This is a genomic window from Scytonema hofmannii PCC 7110, from assembly GCF_000346485.2.
GTDB classification, from domain to species: domain Bacteria; phylum Cyanobacteriota; class Cyanobacteriia; order Cyanobacteriales; family Nostocaceae; genus Scytonema; species Scytonema hofmannii.
Genome location: NZ_KQ976354.1, coordinates 10,238,931 through 10,257,326 on the forward strand (window position 1 = coordinate 10,238,931; position 18,396 = coordinate 10,257,326).

The window sequence follows — 18,396 nt, forward strand, 5'->3', positions numbered from 1 at the left end:
GGACTTATTGAAGGAGACCTAGCGTCATGCTGAAAACAAAGGTAGATTTTATTCTGAGAGCGGATGCTGACTAACAGATGTTTGTAGTAGCTGTCATGCCGCTTGAAGTGAGAAAGACTCAGCGTTTAACCCTGTTTCTCTGATGGTGGGTATTTGCGAACTAGAGGAACTAACTACCAATTGTTAAATTTCTATTTCCAATTCTGAGATTTCGTGACATCCCTCCATAATAAGAAGCGATTCAGTTCGGTTATCCGGCTATTGGAGGAAGACCGAAAGGGGGGTTTTAGAGTCATTATAAATATATGAAAAATAATGTCAGAGATTTCGTGCAACAAAAACGTTTTGTTTTATAATTGAAAGATTTAACTCCACCACTTTACGTTCGGCAAAAATTGTCGTACTATAATGTAAGTAAAACTCATACCGACTTCATATTATATCCGTTACCGCCAAAAGCTAAAGGAAACAAAGAATTCTTGATAATCACGAGAATGCTTAAGAGCGATTCCAAAATCTGGAAAAGGTGGGGAACTTACCTTAAGGGATGACCGTCACCACAAAATCTGTATATAACAGTTTGTTATTGGTAGTTTCCTGCATACGTAATAAGGAGTGCATTGCTCTTCCCCTTTTGTCTTCATTATTTATTAACTTTGTTTACGGAATAGAGGAAAACGCACCGATGCCTACAGTTGATGCCCAAACCGAAAACCTAAACGCCAAATTCACGGCTGATATGGTGCGAACCTATCTGCGCGAGATTGGTCGTGTACCACTGTTAACCCGTGAGCAAGAGATTGTCTTCGGGAAGCAGGTACAACAAATGATGGTGCTTGTAGAAGCGAAAGAAGCTTTAGAGAAAAAACTGAATCACGAAGCAACATTACAAGAGTGGGCGACTCATGTCCGCAAGCCAGAAGCTGAGGTGACACAAATTGTTCACCAAGGCAAACGGGCTAAGCAGAAGATGATCGAGGCGAATTTACGCCTAGTGGTTGCTATTGCCAAGAAATACCAGAAGCGGAACATGGAGTTTCTGGATCTGATCCAGGAAGGAACTCTAGGATTAGAGAGAGGTGTAGAGAAATTTGACCCAACACGGGGTTATAAGTTCTCAACCTACGCCTACTGGTGGATTCGCCAAGCAATTACAAGAGCGATCGCTCAACAAGGTCGTACTATTCGCTTACCCATCCACATTACAGAAAAACTCAACAAAATCAAGAAAGTGCAGAGGGAACTCGCTCAGAAATTGGGAAGATCTCCCTCTCCTGCTGAAATTGCCAAAGAACTCGAATTAGAACCAGCCCAAATTCGAGAGTATTTAAACATGGCGCGTCAGCCTGTTTCTTTGGATGTAAAAGTTGGCGACAACCAAGACACCGAATTACAAGAAATGCTCGAAGATGATGGTCCATCGCCAGAGTATTACACCACTCAGGAGTTCTTGCGCCAAGACTTGAACAATATGCTCGCAGAACTGACTCCCCAGCAGAGAGAAGTTCTAGCCCTGCGCTTTGGCTTAGTAGATGGAAACGAAATGTCTTTAGCGAAAGTTGGCGAACGCCTCAACCTCAGCCGCGAACGCGTTCGTCAGTTAGAGCATCAAGCTCTTGCTCATCTGCGCCGTCGCCGCGCTAATGTCAAAGAATATGTCGCTAGCTAGTACTTGACTGCATTAATTCTCAAAGACTAGAAAAAAGATCCCCGACTTCTTTAAGAAGTCGGGGATCTTTGGTAGTATGCCTCCTGATTTAAGAGATAATTTTTTATTTATAGTTATTTTGATAAATACTCAATTTTAGACTTTACAAATAGAACATTATATGTTTATTTTTCAGAACGACTAATAGAGAAAGAAATTGGAAAAATTCCTGGTTCTTATCCGGAATTAACAAATTTACTTTTGTAGTTTCATCTTGTCCAGAGCACACTAGCAAATACGGGCTATGACACTAGAAGTAGGAGTAGCTAAAGATGGATACCTTAACATTAACAATCCAAAATTAGTAGTAATTTAATTCTTTAATAGAGGATTTTTCTGAAAAATACAAATCAAACTATTGATGGAGACAAATACATTACAACTCAAGTACGGTTGATAGTAAGTTAAAAATACAGAACTCGATAGTAAATTTTAGTTGGCAAGTAGGTTGCCTAAAAATATGAAACAGCACTTTTCTTCACGTCAGTTAGGGTTTCCCCTTGTTGGCTTAGTTCTTATACTCGGCACCTTTGCCAGCCAAACTAAAGCAGTATTTAGTAACGAGTCCAACCCCGTTAAGGTAACAAATAATTTACAACAAGTCAATACTCTTGGTACACCAAGTAACAATTCTCAAAGATTGGTAAGAAACTCTACCTCTGCATTAAGTAGAGCCAAAATTCCACAAAAAGATGGTATTTATCTATATGGTGAATCACCTAAACCAAGTCAACTTGGACAAGGTTATATTGTGTTTGAAAAGCAACAGGGTAAAGTGTTAGGCGCTTTATATATGCCTCACTCGGAATTTAGCTGTTTTAACGGTACGCTTGATTCAAGAGGTGAGTTGGCAATGACTGTGACTGGTTATCCCGGTGACAAAAGTCAGACACAAATAGCCACTAGCAGTAGCGTACCTCGTCTCATGGATGATGAATCTACCACTTATGACCACTCTGTTGTACTACAAAAATATCATCCACTGAATGCAAATGCAAACGATCGCCGGATGTTGCAAATGTGTAAAAATGAATTATGACCAATTCACAATTCATAATTAATACTCGATTCCTGGCTGTGCTTTAATGCCTTGATCCCGAAAAGGGTGTTTGACTAATGTCATTTCTGTAACTAGATCTGCCCGTTCAATTAATGCCTGAGGCGCACCTCTACCTGTCAGAATAACGTGAGTGTTATAGGGCTTTTGTTCTAATCCTGCCACAACCTCTTCAGTTTTTAAGTAGCCTAGTTTTAGAGCAATATTGACTTCATCCAACAAAATTAACTTATAATTTGGGTTGCAAATGTATGAGAGTGCTTTTTGCCAAGCCGCAACCGCTTTTTCAATATCGCGATCGCGGTCTTGAGTTTCCCAGGTAAAGCCTTCGCCTAAAGCATGAAATTCTAACAAGTCTCCTTGCCAAATGCTGAGCACGTTTTTCTCAGCAGGTTCCCAAGCTCCTTTGATAAATTGAATAATCGCCACTTTATAACCATGACCTAGCGATCGCAACACCATTCCAAGTGCAGCTGTTGTTTTGCCCTTACCATTACCAGTATTAATAATAATTAACCCCTTTTCGGTTGACGCTTTAGCGACTCTCTGATCTTGAATTTCTTTACGCCGCTGCATCTTTTGGCGATACTGCTCTGATGTTAGGGAAGAATTTTCTCCTACAGAAACATTACTGGTTGTTTCCCAAGTTTCATTGGTTGTCATGGCGATCGTCTTGAAATGGTCATTACATTTTATCGAAAGGCTGGGAATATTGCGCTGAATTACGAATTTTCCTTTGCTGGTTTTGCAATGCCAATACGAACTAGATTAGCTTCAAGTTCCTTAATAAATCTCAAATCTTTTTCTGGTAGGGGCTGATTTCCTCCTACAGATGGTTGCTTTTCTAGAAACGCAAATGCTTGACGAAATTGCTCCGGGCTGGCTTCAATCGGCGAGTCAAAGTGACAAGAAATTATCCAGTGAATATCCCAAGTGGCAACTTTATCAGCCCAATGAAGAACTTGTTTTGGTGCTTGGGGAAGAATCAGGGTTTGTAGAATTGGTGCTACAAAGGGACGCCCCCCACCTCGTAGGGTATCGAAAGAGTACTTCCAGTTCTGTTGCCATTGAAAGGGAAAAAAACCAAAGTATGCCTTTGCGGATCGATCTGGTGCTTTCAAAGCATCGCGTACCATCCTTCCCCATTCCAACATTTCCAACTCGCCAGGACGGAAGTAAATTGCGAACAATGAAATGCGCTGCCATCCCTTACGGCGGTTTGCTTCGTTGTTATCAATCGCTTCTAGTGCGCTGTCTTTGGCATGAAACAGCAAGGGGTATGGGTCTAATTGAACGATCGCAGGTGGTTCTTCTGGCACTGAAAGTATAGTATCAGTCAAGAGTAGAGTGCGCGATCGCTTGTGAAAGAGAGCAACTTCTACGAAATAACCCCTTCCCAAGTTGATGTCTAACACAGCACAATCAAAGTCATCAGCGAAGGGAAGACTGCTATTCTTTGGAATGATTTGGGTTCGGTTGGAAGGAAAGCCAAGCCAACTCAAAGGCAGGTCTACCGGAAAACTCCACTGATGGGGAGCAACAAATACCTGAGCTTGAGGAAAACGACGAGCAAAGGGGCCAACAAAAACTTTATGCTCCAAACCAGAACTGGTTGGTAAGATGATATACTTAACATCACCGTGTTTTGCTTCTAGTTCCTTCACCAAACGGATACACTCAGGTGTTGGAGCAACGGGCGCGTAAATGAGAAGACCCCCCGCAGAAAGCTTTACAACAGTCATGCGGATCGGGACAACAGTGTAGAGAATGCCCTGAACTTGCTCCAATGTCCAGATAGTTCCTTCAACGACTTCCCTACAGAGTGTGCGCCTCTTACCATAGGGATAAAGCGGTACAATCGGCCAGAACGGCCATGACCAATCTTTTGGATTGGGTAAGGAATGCATTTTTTGCTCCTGTAGCTTAGTTAGTTTATGAAGATGTATCTTTCAACTAATCTGTCAGGAGTCCCCAAGCAAAGCTGTACTCAGGTTAGGGACTTCTAAATAAAAAAGTCTTCAAATTCTCTTGTGGTACGGGCGTCTCGCCCGTCCTATACTAGTGACGGGCTAGAAGCCCGTACCACAATTAGAGATAATTACTTGGAAATCTCTTAATGTTTTATTTAAACTACAACTGCTGAGAATAACCAATCCTCGTGCGACTTTATTCGGTAGCCTTATCGGTAACTTCCACTTCTGGTGTTGCTTCTTTTGGTTTTGCTTCTTTTGGTACAACTTCAGGTTTCAGTGTATCTTCTGGTAAATTTTCTTTAATTCTCCGAATTGGCAAATTGGCAATCAGAGCCGTTGTCCGTTGGCTGCTTTCTAGGGAAAACTCCAATCCATCTTGGTCAATTTCGACATAACGGCAGACAATTTCTAAAATCTCTTGCCGCATTTTTTCTAAGATTTGAGGGCTGAGATCAGCGCGATCGTGAGCTATAACTAATTGCAGGCGACGTTTAACCTGAGTGCGGCTGGTGTCAGCACTGCGAAAAAAAAGTTTTTCTAAAAGTTCGACAATCATTGCGGCTAGAAGGGCAGACGGTGGGAAAGTTAAACAATCTTTGTTCGGAACAACTTTTTCAGACGAGAAAAGAGGTTGTCGCGATCTGAATCTAAATCAAGAAATTCGATTGATTCTCCTTCTAATCTGCGAGCAATGTTATCAAAAGCTGTGGCAGCTAAAGAAGAATTTTCCGACAGTACTAAAGGTTCGCCGCGATTGGTAGAGACTATGACGCGCTCATCATCAGGGACTACCCCAATTAAGGGAATAGCTAAAAGTTCCTGAACGTCTTGAACGGACATCATATCATTTGCCCGTACCATTGCGGGTCTGATGCGGTTAATAATGAGATGAGTTCTCTTAATACCCTGCGCCTCTAGCAACCCCACAACCCGGTCAGCATCACGGACTGAGGCTATTTCTGGTGTGGATACCACTAAAGCTTCTTTTGCTGGGGCGATCGCATTTTTAAACCCCATCTCAATTCCTGCTGGGCTATCAATCAAAACATACTCATACTTCTGTGCCAGCGCATTCACCAAAAGCTTCATTTGGTCGGGAGTGACAGCATCTTTGGTACGATTTTGTGCTGCAGGTAACAAGACTAGATTGGGTTGCCGTTTGTCCTTAACTAAAGCTTGCTCCAGACGACATTCTCTAGCCAAAACTTCAACTGCAGTGTATACTATGCGATTTTCTAGTCCTAGCAGCAAATCCAAATTTCTCAAACCAAAATCAGCGTCAACTAAAGCCACTTGACGCCCCATTTTGGCTAAAGCCATACCTAGGTTTGCTGTTATCGTGGTTTTACCCACCCCTCCTTTGCCAGAGGTAACGACAATAATGCGAGTCATGATCGAAATGCGCTCGATTGGTGATTAAAAATATACAACAGAATAGGGAGTAGGGAGTAGGGAGTAGGGAGTAGGGAGTAGAGATTGAAGATTGTTAAAACTCGATCAATGCCCAATGCCCAATGCCCAATGCTCAATGCTCAATGCTCAATGCTCAATGCCCCAATTCCATTTTCATCCTTCATCCTTTTTTTGACTGAGCCGACTTAATAAGATTTTAGAGAAATCAGTAGACCGGGCGATGCGAATTCCTTCTGATGTGACGTAAGCCACTTCAGGATAATACTGAGTGGGAGATTTTTCCGGTGCTCTAGCGACTGCATCTGCTATCCGCAACTGGGTTGGTTCCATTTGCAAAGCCATAATCAAACACTCTCGATTACCATTAGCACCTGCATGAGTAATTCCACGCAGACGACCCCAAATGAGAATATCCCCGTCTGCAATTACGATACCACCCGGATTTAAATCTCCTAAAAGAATGATATGACCTGGGTGGCGAACTTCCTCGCCTGAACGAACGGTTTTTTCTAAATAGAGAGGTTCTGCTAGAGGTAGCCTGGTAGGTTTGGGTTCGGAACGAAGCGTTTTTGGGGGCTGTATTTGTTCTACAGAGTAGCCTGAAGTAGCAGCTGCAATAGCAGTTTGGCGACGACTGGTGGAAACAGATTTCAGATAAACTTGATATTGACCTAAACTCTCAGCCAGTTCTTGTAGTTGTCTGCCATCTAACAAGCGGTCTTGCGCTTCCAAATACACGGGAGTATTTGGTGAAAAAGAGCGATGGCAAGCTAAAAGTCGCAACTTCATCTGTTGCCAGATGTCAGTCCAATTGTATTCTGATGAAGGCACTTGGGATTCTGTAGGTAAAATTAATAACAGCCTTTCTTTCTCACTTTTAAGTTGGACTTGAATATTTGGATTAACCGTATTTTCTAGAGACGGCAATTCATTCAAATCTATGATTAGTGGAGCGGGTTTGGACTCAGCATTGATAGGGACAACATTTGACTCCACACCGAGAAGGTTAGAATCAGACTCTGTTTCAGGAACGGCAACATTTTGCTCTACATCAGCAGCAACAGAATTTGACTCTACATTCACAACTACAGAATGTGAGTCTTCTTCAGAAGTGACAAAATGTGACGCTGTCTTAACAACAGCAGAATGTGAATTTTCACTGACACTGACAGAAATCACTTCTGCATTGCCCTCAGCAGAATTTGATTTTAAATACACAAGAACAGAATTGACCTCGGATTCAGGGATAATAGGATTTTCTTCTGCATTAGAGTAAGTAGACATTGACTTTACATTTTAGATATTGTTAGTGGATAATTGTTAGTGGTTAGTTGTTAGTTTTTAGTGGTAAAGAACGACTAACGACTAACGACTATCTACTAACCACTAACCACTTTTAACCTTTGATACACCGTTGCTAAAGCATGGGCATCGCCCACATTTCCAGGAAATAATACCACTGGTAATTCGGGAAACTGAGGATGGTCTAATGGAGTTTTGACTATTGAACAACCAGCGAGAATTTGGCCGAGTAATCGTGCTGAAGTCAAAGCTAAACCAGTACTTAAAACATCGTTAGAAGTAATGCCACCCTTGCTAATTAAAAATCCAATATCTGATGGTAGATGCCGTACAATATCCATCAATAAAGCTGAAACTTTCAGACCAAATTGCAATCTAGTTTCCACGTTTTCAAATGTTAGCTCTTGACGGCTGGTATAAATCACTGGTGTTTTGCGAGCATCGTGTACTGCTTGAACACTATCAACAACCTTGGTTAGCAGTGTAGCAGATTCATCTACACTAGCATTAACCAACTGGGCAACATCAACTTCTATACCCACTGTTCCCTCTTCTTGTAACAGCATCTTTAATTGCTCGGTTGTTTTCTTGACGTGGGAACCTACGATGACTGCACCAGGATTACCCCCTCTGACATACTGTGCCATATTTTCTGCTGCAATAGGTTGGGGTGGCAATCCTGCCAAAGCTGTTAAGATACTGGCAGCGCTGCGAAACAAAAATCTTTTTCCTTGACTTGCTGCGGCTAGTACGTCTTGTGCAAAGCGGTTAAGATCTGCTTGAGTTTCTCCATCCACAACAGCACACTGATTGTGACTGAGTTGCATTAAGCGTTTCAAACTTCCAGATCGAATATCCGCAAGTAAAAAGCGTTCTACTGATTCCTCACGAATACGTCCAGTAGTTTTTTCTTCCACATACTTGGGTAAATAACTGTGATGGTAGGCAAAAACTGAATCACGAGCAAACTCAGTTTCATGCACTGGAGTTGGAACACCATTAACAATCAAATAATGTACGCTGTCACTAGTGATACGTCCGCCCTCGAAAAACGCTGGTACAAGGAAATGAGCATCAAAAAGACCGAGTTCTTCAGCAATAACATCGGTTTCAATTGGATAATGTCCCCGCAAAGTGGAGTCGGAACGACTGACGATCAGAAAATCGTGTATTTCCTCAGCTTCGATAGCTAGCTTCAAGTTATGGCAAACTTCCCTGGTGACCGATGCTGCTTGATCTGCTGGAAGAGATCTTGTATTAGTTAGTACAAAGAAAATAAGTGAATCCTCTTGTAACCCCAAACGCAGGGTATCTACATCCCAGTGCATGAGCAGTAAGCAACTGTGAACTGTTTGAGAACCTGTGGGGTCGTCATCCAGGACAATAATTTTTGGTTTAGTGGTCATCTTTGTGTCACTCACCGGGGAGACTGCAATTTTCTGATCTCTGCTTGCACATCAAGAGCAATTTGCAACGATTGATTGAGAAATTGAGCGTATTCGCTAGCTTGAGCGCTCACTTGCAAGGTTTGCAGATTCGTTAAATTATTGACAAATAGCTCTTGGCTGTTGGCAAGCAGTTTTTTATTATCTCGCAAAATTCGTTCCGTTTTCAAAGCCCGGACTAAATCTTCTCTAATAAGTTGCAAAGCGGCGATCGCTGTCTCGCGATCGTTAAAATGGCTGTCATTGCCCGATGTTGTGAGTTGGTCGTGAATATCTATTGCTTTGATGACAGAATGATACTTATCAACTTCGTCTAAAAGTGTTGTGAGTGTTTTTGGACAGCTTATACGCCGCCAAACCCATCGCCCGATCGCTACAGTCACTGGTACTATAATTAACAAGAGCAGCCCTAGAGGGATTGAGGAACCGAAGATGGGCAAAATCATAAACGCATAAATTCCACCGACAACAATCGGTGTTAGAGCGAGTGCCACTATCATTTCATTTATAAGAAAACCCAATCGCTTCTCGCGATTTTGCATAATAGAAGGTCGGAACACGTCATCTGGGTCTAACCCAATCAAGCGTTTTAGTTCGCCCTTCGTAATTTCCAAGCCCATTAAATCTGGCTGCAAGATTTATACTCCTGTTATACCCCCATGTACGTATTTATAGTATAGGAACTTTGAAATAAAAAAATGCACCAAATTTTCTTGTGGTGCGGGCATCTTGCCCGCTTCCTTGTAATTAATGATATACCCAATGTAATCGGTAGGGAGTAGGGGGTAGGGAGTAGAAAAATTTTGATTTGTTTTGGTGTACGAAAGTATATGATGCTACTGTGATTTTACCTTGCTGCGTAATTCATCCTTGATTCTATTGAGAATAGAACTTTCATCAAGGTCTGCCAAAATTTTACTAATGACAGCTTTCGGTCCAGTCGGTCCCCATGATGCTCCATTGGCTAAATATGCTTTAGTGACTTGCCCTATAGCGTAGGAAGAAACGCCAGCAACGCCTGCTTGCGTCAGGGCTACAGATAAATAGGGACCTAAAGAAATCCCACCAGTTGCAGGTGCAGATAGCCCAAGCAGTGTTTTGAGGGAACTTAAACCCAAGTTTGCCAGTAATTCGCTGGCTGTGATGCCACCCATGCCAAGAGCAATTTGTTTTAATAAGTTTACCGCTCCTGCTTCTGTCATAGGAATGCTGTATAGTCTGGATAAACCCACAATGAGGACAACATCAATTACCGCTCCACTCAAAAAATCAACTACCGTCACAGGATTGAGTGCGATCGCAATTGCCTTTGTCATAACTGACTTCCAAATGAGTTGATTGGCGGCTTCGGCGCGAATTTTGAGCTTGCGCTGCACCAATTGTTCATTTACATTATCAGCATAAATCATGGTGTTAAGAGCAACCAAAGCTTTCCCCTCACGTTGCAGAACTTCCAAAATTTTTAGTTTGAGTTCCTCTATTTGAGCAGTTCCCGACCTTAGCTGTACACCATGAGTTCCATCAGAACGGCGAACCATCGTTCTGATTAATGGTGATGCTGCTGCCATAACAATTTCATCTGGTGAAAGGAGTTCTCTTACCCTCTGAGACCGAATTTTCTCATAAATTGCCATTCGGTCTGCTTCTGGATACTGGTCTACTTTATTAAACACCAGCAAAATAGGCTTACCCACCTCACGCAACTGCGAAAGGGCTTCGTGTTCGACCTTAGTCATATCACCGGAAATCACAAACAGAATTAAATCCGCCTGTTTTGCAATCTGTTCTGCTAGTGCTGCGCGGGTATCACCATCTACTTCATCTAAACCGGGAGTGTCAATTAATTGCACTTGAGATTGACCTATTCCGGGTAAAGTGACTCGCACAGCACGTTCTGTTGTGCCGATTTCTTCTGAAGAAAAGCTCCAGTCTACTGTTTGAGTATTGCGAGTAACACCGTGCAACGGACCGGTTTCAAAGACTGTTTGTCCTACCAATGCGTTAAGTAAGGAGGATTTGCCACGTCCGACCAAGCCAAAAGCTGCTATTTGGACTACCATGCGTTCTAGTTTTCCCAACATGGTTTCTAGGTCAGAAATTTCTGTTTCTAGCCCTTCTTTTTCTTGGGAGGTGAGATCGAGATGGGCTACCAAATTTTGTAGTGCTGTTTGTGCTTGTTTGTAGTTGAGTTCTGCTTGAATGTCTTCAAAGGTGAAAATGGCACTATCAAGTTCTTCTTCCCATTGGGGAGAGTTGTCGTCTGGACTGGGTGAATTACTACTAGGTTCGGGCGTGGGCAATGTTGAAGTCATATCAATTTTGGGTTTTGAACCGCAGATGAACGCTGATGGACGCGGATAGTTTTAAGAATTATGTAGGTTTATTTTTGGTTGTTATTTTAAATTTTTATATACTACTCTATTTACCATCCTAGTGATTTTCGGAAGCACAGTCAGGGGAATCAAGGGTCACGCGAGAATCAATTTCCAATGCCCAATCCCCAAATGACCGACAAAACATCCTAAACTGAAGAATGCATCTGTAGCAGTAAGATATTGACGAAATCACTTGTGCGAAAAATAGTTATTGCCGGTAACTGGAAAATGTATAAAACCCAGGCAGAATCTGAAGATTTTTTAAGAGGATTTTTGCCTGCTTTGGACGCCACCCCTGATGAGCGAGAGGTGGTTTTGTGCGTCCCCTTCACCGATCTAAGCGCTTTGTCAAAAAATTTACATGGCAGTCGCGTACAATTGGGAGCGCAAAATATCCATTGGGAGGAATTTGGAGCCTACACGGGTGAAATTTCTGGACCTATGCTGGCTGAAATTGGGGTACGCTATGTTGTTGTCGGTCATAGCGAACGACGGCAATATTTCGGGGAAACGGATGAAACCGTTAATCTACGTCTCAAAGCAGCTCAACGCTTTGGTTTAACCCCGATTCTTTGTGTGGGTGAAACTAAACAACAACGAGATGCGGACGAAACAGAATCGCTGATTACTAACCAAATAAAAACAGATTTGGTGGATGTGAATCAGGAGAATTTGGTGATTGCCTATGAACCTATTTGGGCGATTGGCACTGGCGATACTTGTGAATGCAAGGAAGCCAATCGTGTCATTGGCTTAATTCGCAGTTTGTTGAGCAATCCCAATGTACCAATTCAGTATGGCGGTTCCGTAAAGCCAAATCTTATAGATGAAATCATGGCTGAACCTGAGATTGATGGGGTTTTAGTGGGGGGAGCAAGTCTTGAACCTGCAAGCTTTGCTCGAATTGTCAACTATCAATGAAAATAGGGAGTAGGGAGTAGGGAGTAGGGAGTAGGGGGGTAGGGAGTGAGGGAGGGGGGGAGTGAGGGAGCAGAGGTGATAACTCATACTCAATGCCCAATGCCCAATGCCCAATGCCCAATGCCCAATGCCCAATGCCCAGTCCTCAATCCAAAATCCAAAATGGTATTAATTATCCGAGAACGCTGTTTTGAGTGGGGACAGCGCACTTACTTAATGGGTGTTTTAAATGTCACTCCAGACAGCTTTAGTGATGGTGGCGATTTTTACACGCTCCCTGCTGCTTTAGCACAGGCGCGGGCTATGGTAGCAAGTGGTGTAGATATTATCGATATTGGAGGTCAGTCTACTCGACCTGGAGCAGAGCAAATTTCTCTGGCAGAAGAGATTGACCGTGTCTTACCCGTCTTGCGCTTGTTGCGAAAAGAGCTACAAGTTCCTCTTTCTGTGGATACCACAAGAGCGGATGTAGCAAAGGCTGCGGTGGAAGAAGGAGCAGATATAATTAATGACATTTCTGGTGGTACCTTTGACCCAGAAATGTTGCCAACTGTAAGCAGTCTCAATGTGCCTGTTATACTCATGCATATCCGGGGAAACCCACAGAATATGCAAGAACTGACTGATTATCCGGATTTGATGGGGGAGATTTTAAGTTTTCTGACACAGCAAATCGCTGCTGCAACAGATGCTGGTATCGATCGCCAAAAAATTATTATCGATCCTGGCATTGGTTTTGCTAAAAACTACGAGCACAATTTAAAAATTTTTCGCCGCTTACCGGAATTGCGTCAACTTAACTGCCCTATCTTAGTAGGACCTTCCCGTAAAAGTTTCATTGGTCGAATTCTCAACCAACCAGATCCAAAAGCAAGAGTTTGGGGAACGGCTGCGGCGTGTTGTGCTGCCATCTTTAGTGGTGCCGATCTTCTCCGAGTTCATGATGTTACGGAGATGCGGGATGTGTCGTTGGTTGCTGATGCTATCTTTCGACTATCGCCGCCCAATTTACTCTAGGTCGAACCATTTCCATTTTCACCTTTTTTGCCCCCGTCATCATTGAGACTCTCAGAAATCAAATCCATCATTTCGCCACCTTTCCCCGGATCGACGAAGACAACTTTGGCATTCTCGCTTTCTCCTAGTCTGTAGCTAGCATTGATGTAATCTTGAGCGACAAGATAACGCAAGATTTCTTTACTTTCTGAATGGTTACGCAAGGCTGTAGAGATGATTTCCATAGATTTTCTGGTTCCTTCAGCTTTTTCTTCAGCAGCTTTGCGTGCTCCTTCTGCTTCCTTAACCGCAGCTTGACTCCTAATTTCAGCTGCTTTCTGTTCTTCCATTGACTTCTGGACGTTTTCTGGGGGTGTAATCCTTTGAATATCTACTCTTATAATCTCAACTCCCCAATCTTGCTTTATGACTACCTCCTTCCCCTGTTGCACCTCTTTCACCTCTTTCACCGCCTCAGTTAACTTCTTCTTAATATCGTCACGCATCTGAGTTCCAGAAGCGTTAGCCTCCTGCAAGCTTTTCTGAGCAATGACTTCTCGGAGAGTCGTTGTAGCTAGCTGAGTGAGAGCGCCTTGAAGATCGTCCACATTATAGTAGCTGTCTCTCATGTTTGCGATCTTCCAGAAGACCACAGCATCAACTTCTAAATATACGTTATCGCTAGTTATAATATTTTGAGGTTTGATGTCTAAAAACTGCTCTCGTGTTGTGTCCTCCATCACAATCTGATCGATTAAAGGCACAATAAAATTCAAACCCGGATTGAGTGTTCGGTGAGACTTCCCTAGGCGTTCGACTAAGGCTTCATTCCCCTGATTTATCAGTTTTGCAGATCCTAATGCGTACCCTATCAGCACTAAGACTATTGCAATAATTGGTTCCATGTATGCTCCTAATTAAGTGTTTGGTAGAATTTACCATAAAGACACAGTACTATCATGCCCTACATTCAGAATAATCTCCCTGAATGAGTATTGTAGTTATCACAAATTGCGGCAATAAGCAAGTGTTACCTATTAATTGATACAAAAAGCTACAGCGACTAAAGTTGGTCTAGATCCCCGACTTCTCGAAGAAGTCGGGGATCTAAAAGCACTTCAAAGCCGATGAGGTCAAGTCCTAGCTGTAGAACACCGCTATTAAATCACTAAGTGGTTACGCTTGCAAGTATTTTTTTTGTCCGTAACTTTACTTAATAAGGGAGTGGTAACTCTACTCCCTACTCCCTTCCACCCAAGGTTTGAGACTGGTTGGCAATTCAGAAACAAGACTTATTGGCAACTCAGGAGTAGAAAGAAACTGTGCGTAAGCTGGGGACAAAAATTCTCGATAAGTTTTTGCTTCTGGTGTGAGTTGTTTAACAAATGCTAAACTAGCACCCTGTGTCAATCGTCGCAGGGATCGGACTTCTTCACCTCGTTTTTCTTTGACTATAGAGTAGGCTGCACTTGCGGGATCGCTAATACTTAAATGAGTCCCTCCAATGGCAGTTAACAAATATTTCTCGCTCTGTAATTGATTAAAAGGTGCTATCTGATGCTTGAGTGCTGGGGTGATAGCATCTTCGGTTCCTGCTAAGATGAGGACTGGTTGGGTAATTTGAGTTAGACCTTTTTTCCCGAAGATTTCACCAATGACGGGATTGAGAGCGATCGCCTGACTCACTCGCTTATCTTGCAATCGGAGTTTTTTATCTCGTAACGAAGCAGCAGAACACTGCAACCAATCACCAGGAGATTTGTCAAAATTGAGAGAATCTTTACAGAATTTCCGCAAATCTTCCAAGTTCACCTCTGGGGTTACCAAAGCCAAAGCAGTATAACCTCCCAAAGAATGCCCGATGATAGAGACTTTCTCCGTGTTAAACTTTCCTTGAAGTTCTCCCGATGGAGTATTGAGTTTTGCGAGTTCATCAAGGACAAAACTCACATCACGTGGGCGATCGATAAATTCGGTTGGTGGTAGCAGTTTTCCTAAATTAGCAGCATCGTTCGCTTTATTGACTGACATTGCGTTGCTACCAGGATGCTCAATAGCAACGACTGTTATACCATGAGAAGCAAGATGTTGTGCCAAATATCTCAAGGATCTTCGATTGGAACCAAAACCGTGGGAAAGAACAACCAAAGGATTTTTAGCATTACCCCTACTCCAATAAACATCGATAGGTAATGTGCGGTTGCGCTGTCGGTCATAAAAATTCAGAGTTTGTTCCTGTACAGCTTCATTACCCACTATAGATGGATCGAAGGCCGCTTTAAAAGGTGTATTACTTTTAGCAGATAACTCCCGTTCCAATAAAAGACCCAGGGCTTGACTTTGTATGTGACTGGGGTTAAGCTCAACGGCTAAACCAATGACTTGAGTTGCGTCCACTGTCACATTTTCCTGTGGGTAAGCTCGTAGGAAACCAAGCGGACTCAAACCATTGACTTGTTTAAGTGCGATGTTGAGGGCTACTTGAATGGTATCGACTGTGCTGCCCGGAATCGCCGCTCCCAAGGATGATATGATTTGCTTACCTATTGGTGTTTGCCGCATTTCTTCAACAAATTTATCGGCAAAAGCTGGATCTACAGTAAAACGCTTGGTCAAGAACTCTCGGATTTCTGATGTGAAGAAGGGTGACAAAACTTCCAGCCCTGACGGCAATTTACCAGTTTTAGCAAACTTTTCCAAGTCTGCGATCGCCACTGACTGCTGAAAAGGACCCAAGCGAATGGTCACTGTTTCTGCTGCTAAAGTAGAAGAAATTCCTGTACCCCAACTAAAAGCCAGGGTCAAGCTGCATAACAATCCTTTTAACCAGGATGCTTTGGGTGGACGTTTGCTAACTAGAAATTGCATATGGATCGCGAGTCATTGGTCATGAGTTATTGATAACGCATTTATGAATGACGTTATTCTGTCAACTACAGTTTCATTTAAGCAATCTTGCTAGACATCTCCAGAAATTACAGCCGTTTTCAGGTAAATAGACCACAGCCGTAGGGGCGCAAGGCATTGCGCCCCTACCAACGGTGTGGTTCATTTAGGTGAAAACTGCTGTAATTATGCATTATCCGAAAGTCTTGGTAGGGGCGCAAGGCGTTGCGCCCTTACATCTAAAAATTAAGAGAGTCTTCACATAAGTAGATAAGACTCAACACTGGACATAAATAATACTGTCAGAGTAGATAATTAAATGATTTTTCGTTACTATTCATCCTAGGTAGAATTTACATCAAAAGGGCTTGTTCGATCGCTTAAACCAAGCCCTGGAATTGGTACTGGAGATGTCAGCAAGTAGCGTCAGACGTTGCCAGTCAAGTACATTCTCACGAAGCCATTCTGACAGGGGTTTGATTAATTTCTCCGAACTTCGTTGCGTTGCCGGATCATTCCAATGGCAAGTACCCCAAAAACTAACTTGACGGGGACGCTCTATTTGCCCCGTCTCGGCTCGGACAACGCTTTGAGCATAGTAGGCGTACTCTTCGAGTGTATCGAAGTAAATACGCCCAACCGCATATTGCACATCAAGTTGATCGCTCTTGCCATCCGCCTCATTCCGTTCGTTACCTAAAGGATCAAAGTTAACTAAATAGTAGTGCAGAGAAGTTCCGGGAACTAATTCAAATGGTATACTTATAAAGTCCGCAGAATCAAACCACTAGACAGATTCAATAGACTGTAATTTAGCAACAACTCGATTGCGTAAGTCTTCTTGGAAACGAATTGCCAACTCTTCTAGCTCTTGTGTGGATAAAACATTTCCCAATCCTTCGTGTAACATTGTTATCAGTTTGGCTTGGTCTATTAAATAATGGGTGGATAATAAGTAGTCCCCAAGTTTTTGTCCCCAGTCAAACCCGACTCCAATATCACAATTGGCTTCTTCCTCAATCTGAGCTAATTCTTTTAGCCGAGCTGCACTCAATTTAAATTCCATTACTCTCTCCCAAAAACTCATCTTGTTCATTAAACTCAGATCTCTGTCGCTGATACCATTCAAAATACGTCAAATTCTCCTTTTCGGCATCTAAGCCACAGTCAATCATACCCATTCTATGATAAAATCCTTCTGCTCCTGGAAGAGCATGAAGTCCGACTAATCCTCCATACCCCAACTCCAAGCTGCGATACATAGCAAATTCCAACAGTGTAGCGCCAACCAAGCGATACTTAACAGGCGTTTGTATACTTAAGCGATTCCAAGGAGCAGTAGCTAACGAATGAACATAGACGAGTCTTCGATTCGATTCAAACCAAGAGCGATGAACACGAGTTTCAATCAGCATTAGCCCCTGCGCGATCTGTTCACACTCAATCGCGTAACTTTCATAATTGGTACTGGTTGCATACACGCGGTTTTTCATTTCCCAATCCCAGAATTTGTCTTCTTCGCCTGAAACTCGTAATTGTGGCTTCCAGAAGCGTTCAAAGTCTTCTAAGTGTTTATTCGTTAGGGTAACCAAAATTGCATCAACGTATTGGTTATCTCGAACTTGTAAGAGTTGAATTGTCTGATGAACCATTAATTTACCAGTTTCAAATACCAATCTAATATAGGTCTAAAATTTTTCTAAGTTAAAAGGATAGTGAAAGGTTATTGGTGTGTAGTGGCGGTGCATGCGCTAAAGCGCTACTACACACCATAAAGCAAAGTATCGCTTATCACTCTTCTTCATTCAAAAAAGTTTCTTCTAGAAATAACATTCCAGATTTATTAGTAGAGATTTCTAAAATAAGTTCTTCATAAGCAGCCACGCGCTGTGTCACTGTTCGATAATCCTCAGACTGGGTACATAATTCCTCCCATAAATCTTGAGTGCGAATGGTAGCACCATCAAGAACATCTTCTGGGTCAATTCTGAGAGTCCGTTTTTTCACCCAGTCAAGAGAGTGAATAAATTTCACGATCGCATCATAACCACCACTACCCTCATCTGTGTATTTAGGGGGTGAAGGCATTGTGACCATATCACTGACTGCACCCGTAAATAAACAGATGGAATTGGGTTCTTTAAAAAGAGCAATAAATGAAGCGACTCCAGAATCGACACCTAAATCGCTTCGATTTTGCAGCCACAGTAAAACATAAAACTGTTCTTGGTATTTTTGAAGAATTTTTATTAAGTTATATGCATCAGAAGTAATACCTTTACCAGCCATCGGGAATAAGTTAATTCTCATAATTGTTCCT

The 18,396-nt window shown here is 42.5% G+C and carries 18 protein-coding genes; 4 read left to right on the forward strand and 14 right to left on the reverse strand.

Translation table 11 applies throughout. The features are described from left to right. The first annotated feature begins 685 nt into the window (after nt 1-685). Nucleotides 686-1,669, forward strand: coding sequence for an RNA polymerase sigma factor, RpoD/SigA family (locus WA1_RS43270; protein WP_017748284.1), 984 nt, complete (start codon nt 686-688; stop codon nt 1,667-1,669). A 499-nt stretch (nt 1,670-2,168) separates the two neighbouring features. Continuing rightward, nucleotides 2,169-2,747: a hypothetical protein gene (locus tag WA1_RS43275; RefSeq protein ID WP_017748285.1), complete on the forward strand. Its 579-nt coding sequence runs from the start codon at nt 2,169-2,171 to the stop codon at nt 2,745-2,747. An 18-nt stretch (nt 2,748-2,765) separates the two neighbouring features. Here the strand turns inward: WA1_RS43275 and cobO are convergent, their stop codons facing one another. From cobO to WA1_RS43315, 8 genes are all read right to left on the reverse strand, one after another. Continuing rightward, on the reverse strand, nt 2,766-3,428 hold the full coding sequence (gene cobO / locus WA1_RS43280) for a cob(I)yrinic acid a,c-diamide adenosyltransferase (RefSeq protein WP_017748286.1): 663 nt from the start codon (nt 3,426-3,428) through the stop codon (nt 2,766-2,768). Between the two features lie 59 nt (nt 3,429-3,487). After that, complete coding sequence (locus tag WA1_RS43285; protein WP_017748287.1) at nt 3,488-4,672, reverse strand: DUF4336 domain-containing protein; 1,185 nt, start codon at nt 4,670-4,672, stop codon at nt 3,488-3,490. 259 nt (nt 4,673-4,931) lie between these two features. Then, a complete protein-coding gene (gene minE, locus WA1_RS43290; protein ID WP_017748288.1) occupies nt 4,932-5,294 on the reverse strand; it encodes a cell division topological specificity factor MinE in 363 nt (120 codons plus the stop codon). A 29-nt stretch (nt 5,295-5,323) separates the two neighbouring features. Then, nucleotides 5,324-6,130: a septum site-determining protein MinD gene (gene minD, locus WA1_RS43295; RefSeq protein ID WP_017748289.1), complete on the reverse strand. Its 807-nt coding sequence runs from the start codon at nt 6,128-6,130 to the stop codon at nt 5,324-5,326. Between the two features lie 174 nt (nt 6,131-6,304). After that, complete coding sequence (gene minC, locus WA1_RS43300) at nt 6,305-7,435, reverse strand: septum site-determining protein MinC (RefSeq protein WP_017748290.1); 1,131 nt, start codon at nt 7,433-7,435, stop codon at nt 6,305-6,307. Nucleotides 7,436-7,530: 95 nt separating this feature from the next. Further along, complete coding sequence (locus tag WA1_RS43305) at nt 7,531-8,859, reverse strand: four-carbon acid sugar kinase family protein (protein ID WP_017748291.1); 1,329 nt, start codon at nt 8,857-8,859, stop codon at nt 7,531-7,533. Nucleotides 8,860-8,870: 11 nt separating this feature from the next. After that, entirely contained in the window at nt 8,871-9,533 is a 663-nt protein-coding gene (locus WA1_RS43310; protein ID WP_026135194.1) for a hypothetical protein, read from the reverse strand. A 201-nt stretch (nt 9,534-9,734) separates the two neighbouring features. Beyond that, on the reverse strand, nt 9,735-11,210 hold the full coding sequence (locus tag WA1_RS43315) for a GTP-binding protein (RefSeq protein ID WP_017748293.1): 1,476 nt from the start codon (nt 11,208-11,210) through the stop codon (nt 9,735-9,737). A gap of 258 nt (nt 11,211-11,468) precedes the next feature. On the opposite strand from WA1_RS43315, the gene tpiA reads away from it, so the two are divergent. Next, the gene (tpiA, locus tag WA1_RS43320; protein WP_081403059.1) at nt 11,469-12,194 is read left to right on the forward strand and encodes a triose-phosphate isomerase; all 726 of its coding nucleotides are present in this window, start codon (nt 11,469-11,471) and stop codon (nt 12,192-12,194) included. Between the two features lie 162 nt (nt 12,195-12,356). After that, on the forward strand, nt 12,357-13,211 hold the full coding sequence (gene folP / locus WA1_RS43325; RefSeq protein WP_026135195.1) for a dihydropteroate synthase: 855 nt from the start codon (nt 12,357-12,359) through the stop codon (nt 13,209-13,211). Here the strand turns inward: folP and WA1_RS43330 are convergent. The 6 genes from WA1_RS43330 to WA1_RS43355 all read right to left on the reverse strand — a co-directional run bounded on the left by WA1_RS43330 (nt 13,208) and on the right by WA1_RS43355 (nt 18,386). After that, complete coding sequence (locus WA1_RS43330) at nt 13,208-14,095, reverse strand: SPFH domain-containing protein (protein ID WP_017748296.1); 888 nt, start codon at nt 14,093-14,095, stop codon at nt 13,208-13,210. The two genes, folP and WA1_RS43330, sit on opposite strands and share 4 nt — an antisense overlap. A 328-nt stretch (nt 14,096-14,423) precedes the next feature. Further along, nucleotides 14,424-16,058, reverse strand: a complete 1,635-nt coding sequence (locus WA1_RS43335; RefSeq protein WP_017748297.1) for an alpha/beta hydrolase — start codon at nt 16,056-16,058, stop codon at nt 14,424-14,426. Between the two features lie 376 nt (nt 16,059-16,434). Then, complete coding sequence (locus tag WA1_RS43340; protein WP_017748298.1) at nt 16,435-16,728, reverse strand: hypothetical protein; 294 nt, start codon at nt 16,726-16,728, stop codon at nt 16,435-16,437. A 135-nt stretch (nt 16,729-16,863) separates the two neighbouring features. Next, nucleotides 16,864-17,142 (reverse strand): hypothetical protein, encoded by a 279-nt coding sequence (locus tag WA1_RS43345; RefSeq protein WP_017748299.1) that lies wholly within the window; start codon nt 17,140-17,142, stop codon nt 16,864-16,866. Next, the gene (locus tag WA1_RS43350) at nt 17,132-17,728 is read right to left on the reverse strand and encodes a GNAT family protein (RefSeq protein ID WP_017748300.1); all 597 of its coding nucleotides are present in this window, start codon (nt 17,726-17,728) and stop codon (nt 17,132-17,134) included. The genes WA1_RS43345 and WA1_RS43350 overlap by 11 nt, the downstream gene beginning before the upstream one ends. Before the next feature lie 139 nt (nt 17,729-17,867). Continuing rightward, nucleotides 17,868-18,386, reverse strand: a complete 519-nt coding sequence (locus WA1_RS43355) for a hypothetical protein (RefSeq protein WP_148662889.1) — start codon at nt 18,384-18,386, stop codon at nt 17,868-17,870. Between the last annotated feature and the right edge of the window lie 10 nt (nt 18,387-18,396).

Bases quoted from the DNA above. Each gene is read 5' to 3' on its own strand.
- WA1_RS43330 (WP_017748296.1), bottom strand. From the start codon at position 14,095: ATGGAACCAATTATTGCAATAGTCTTAGTGCTGATAGGGTACGCATTA.
- WA1_RS43350 (WP_017748300.1), bottom strand. From the start codon at position 17,728: ATGGTTCATCAGACAATTCAACTCTTACAAGTTCGAGATAACCAATAC.
- WA1_RS43275 (WP_017748285.1), top strand. From the start codon at position 2,169: ATGAAACAGCACTTTTCTTCACGTCAGTTAGGGTTTCCCCTTGTTGGC.
- WA1_RS43305 (WP_017748291.1), bottom strand. From the start codon at position 8,859: ATGACCACTAAACCAAAAATTATTGTCCTGGATGACGACCCCACAGGT.
- WA1_RS43335 (WP_017748297.1), bottom strand. From the start codon at position 16,058: ATGCAATTTCTAGTTAGCAAACGTCCACCCAAAGCATCCTGGTTAAAA.
- WA1_RS43285 (WP_017748287.1), bottom strand. From the start codon at position 4,672: ATGCATTCCTTACCCAATCCAAAAGATTGGTCATGGCCGTTCTGGCCG.
- minE (WP_017748288.1), bottom strand. From the start codon at position 5,294: ATGATTGTCGAACTTTTAGAAAAACTTTTTTTTCGCAGTGCTGACACC.
- WA1_RS43355 (WP_148662889.1), bottom strand. From the start codon at position 18,386: ATGAGAATTAACTTATTCCCGATGGCTGGTAAAGGTATTACTTCTGAT.
- folP (WP_026135195.1), top strand. From the start codon at position 12,357: ATGGTATTAATTATCCGAGAACGCTGTTTTGAGTGGGGACAGCGCACT.
- WA1_RS43315 (WP_017748293.1), bottom strand. From the start codon at position 11,210: ATGACTTCAACATTGCCCACGCCCGAACCTAGTAGTAATTCACCCAGT.
- WA1_RS43270 (WP_017748284.1), top strand. From the start codon at position 686: ATGCCTACAGTTGATGCCCAAACCGAAAACCTAAACGCCAAATTCACG.
- WA1_RS43345 (WP_017748299.1), bottom strand. From the start codon at position 17,142: ATGGAATTTAAATTGAGTGCAGCTCGGCTAAAAGAATTAGCTCAGATT.
- minD (WP_017748289.1), bottom strand. From the start codon at position 6,130: ATGACTCGCATTATTGTCGTTACCTCTGGCAAAGGAGGGGTGGGTAAA.
- cobO (WP_017748286.1), bottom strand. From the start codon at position 3,428: ATGACAACCAATGAAACTTGGGAAACAACCAGTAATGTTTCTGTAGGA.
- minC (WP_017748290.1), bottom strand. From the start codon at position 7,435: ATGTCTACTTACTCTAATGCAGAAGAAAATCCTATTATCCCTGAATCC.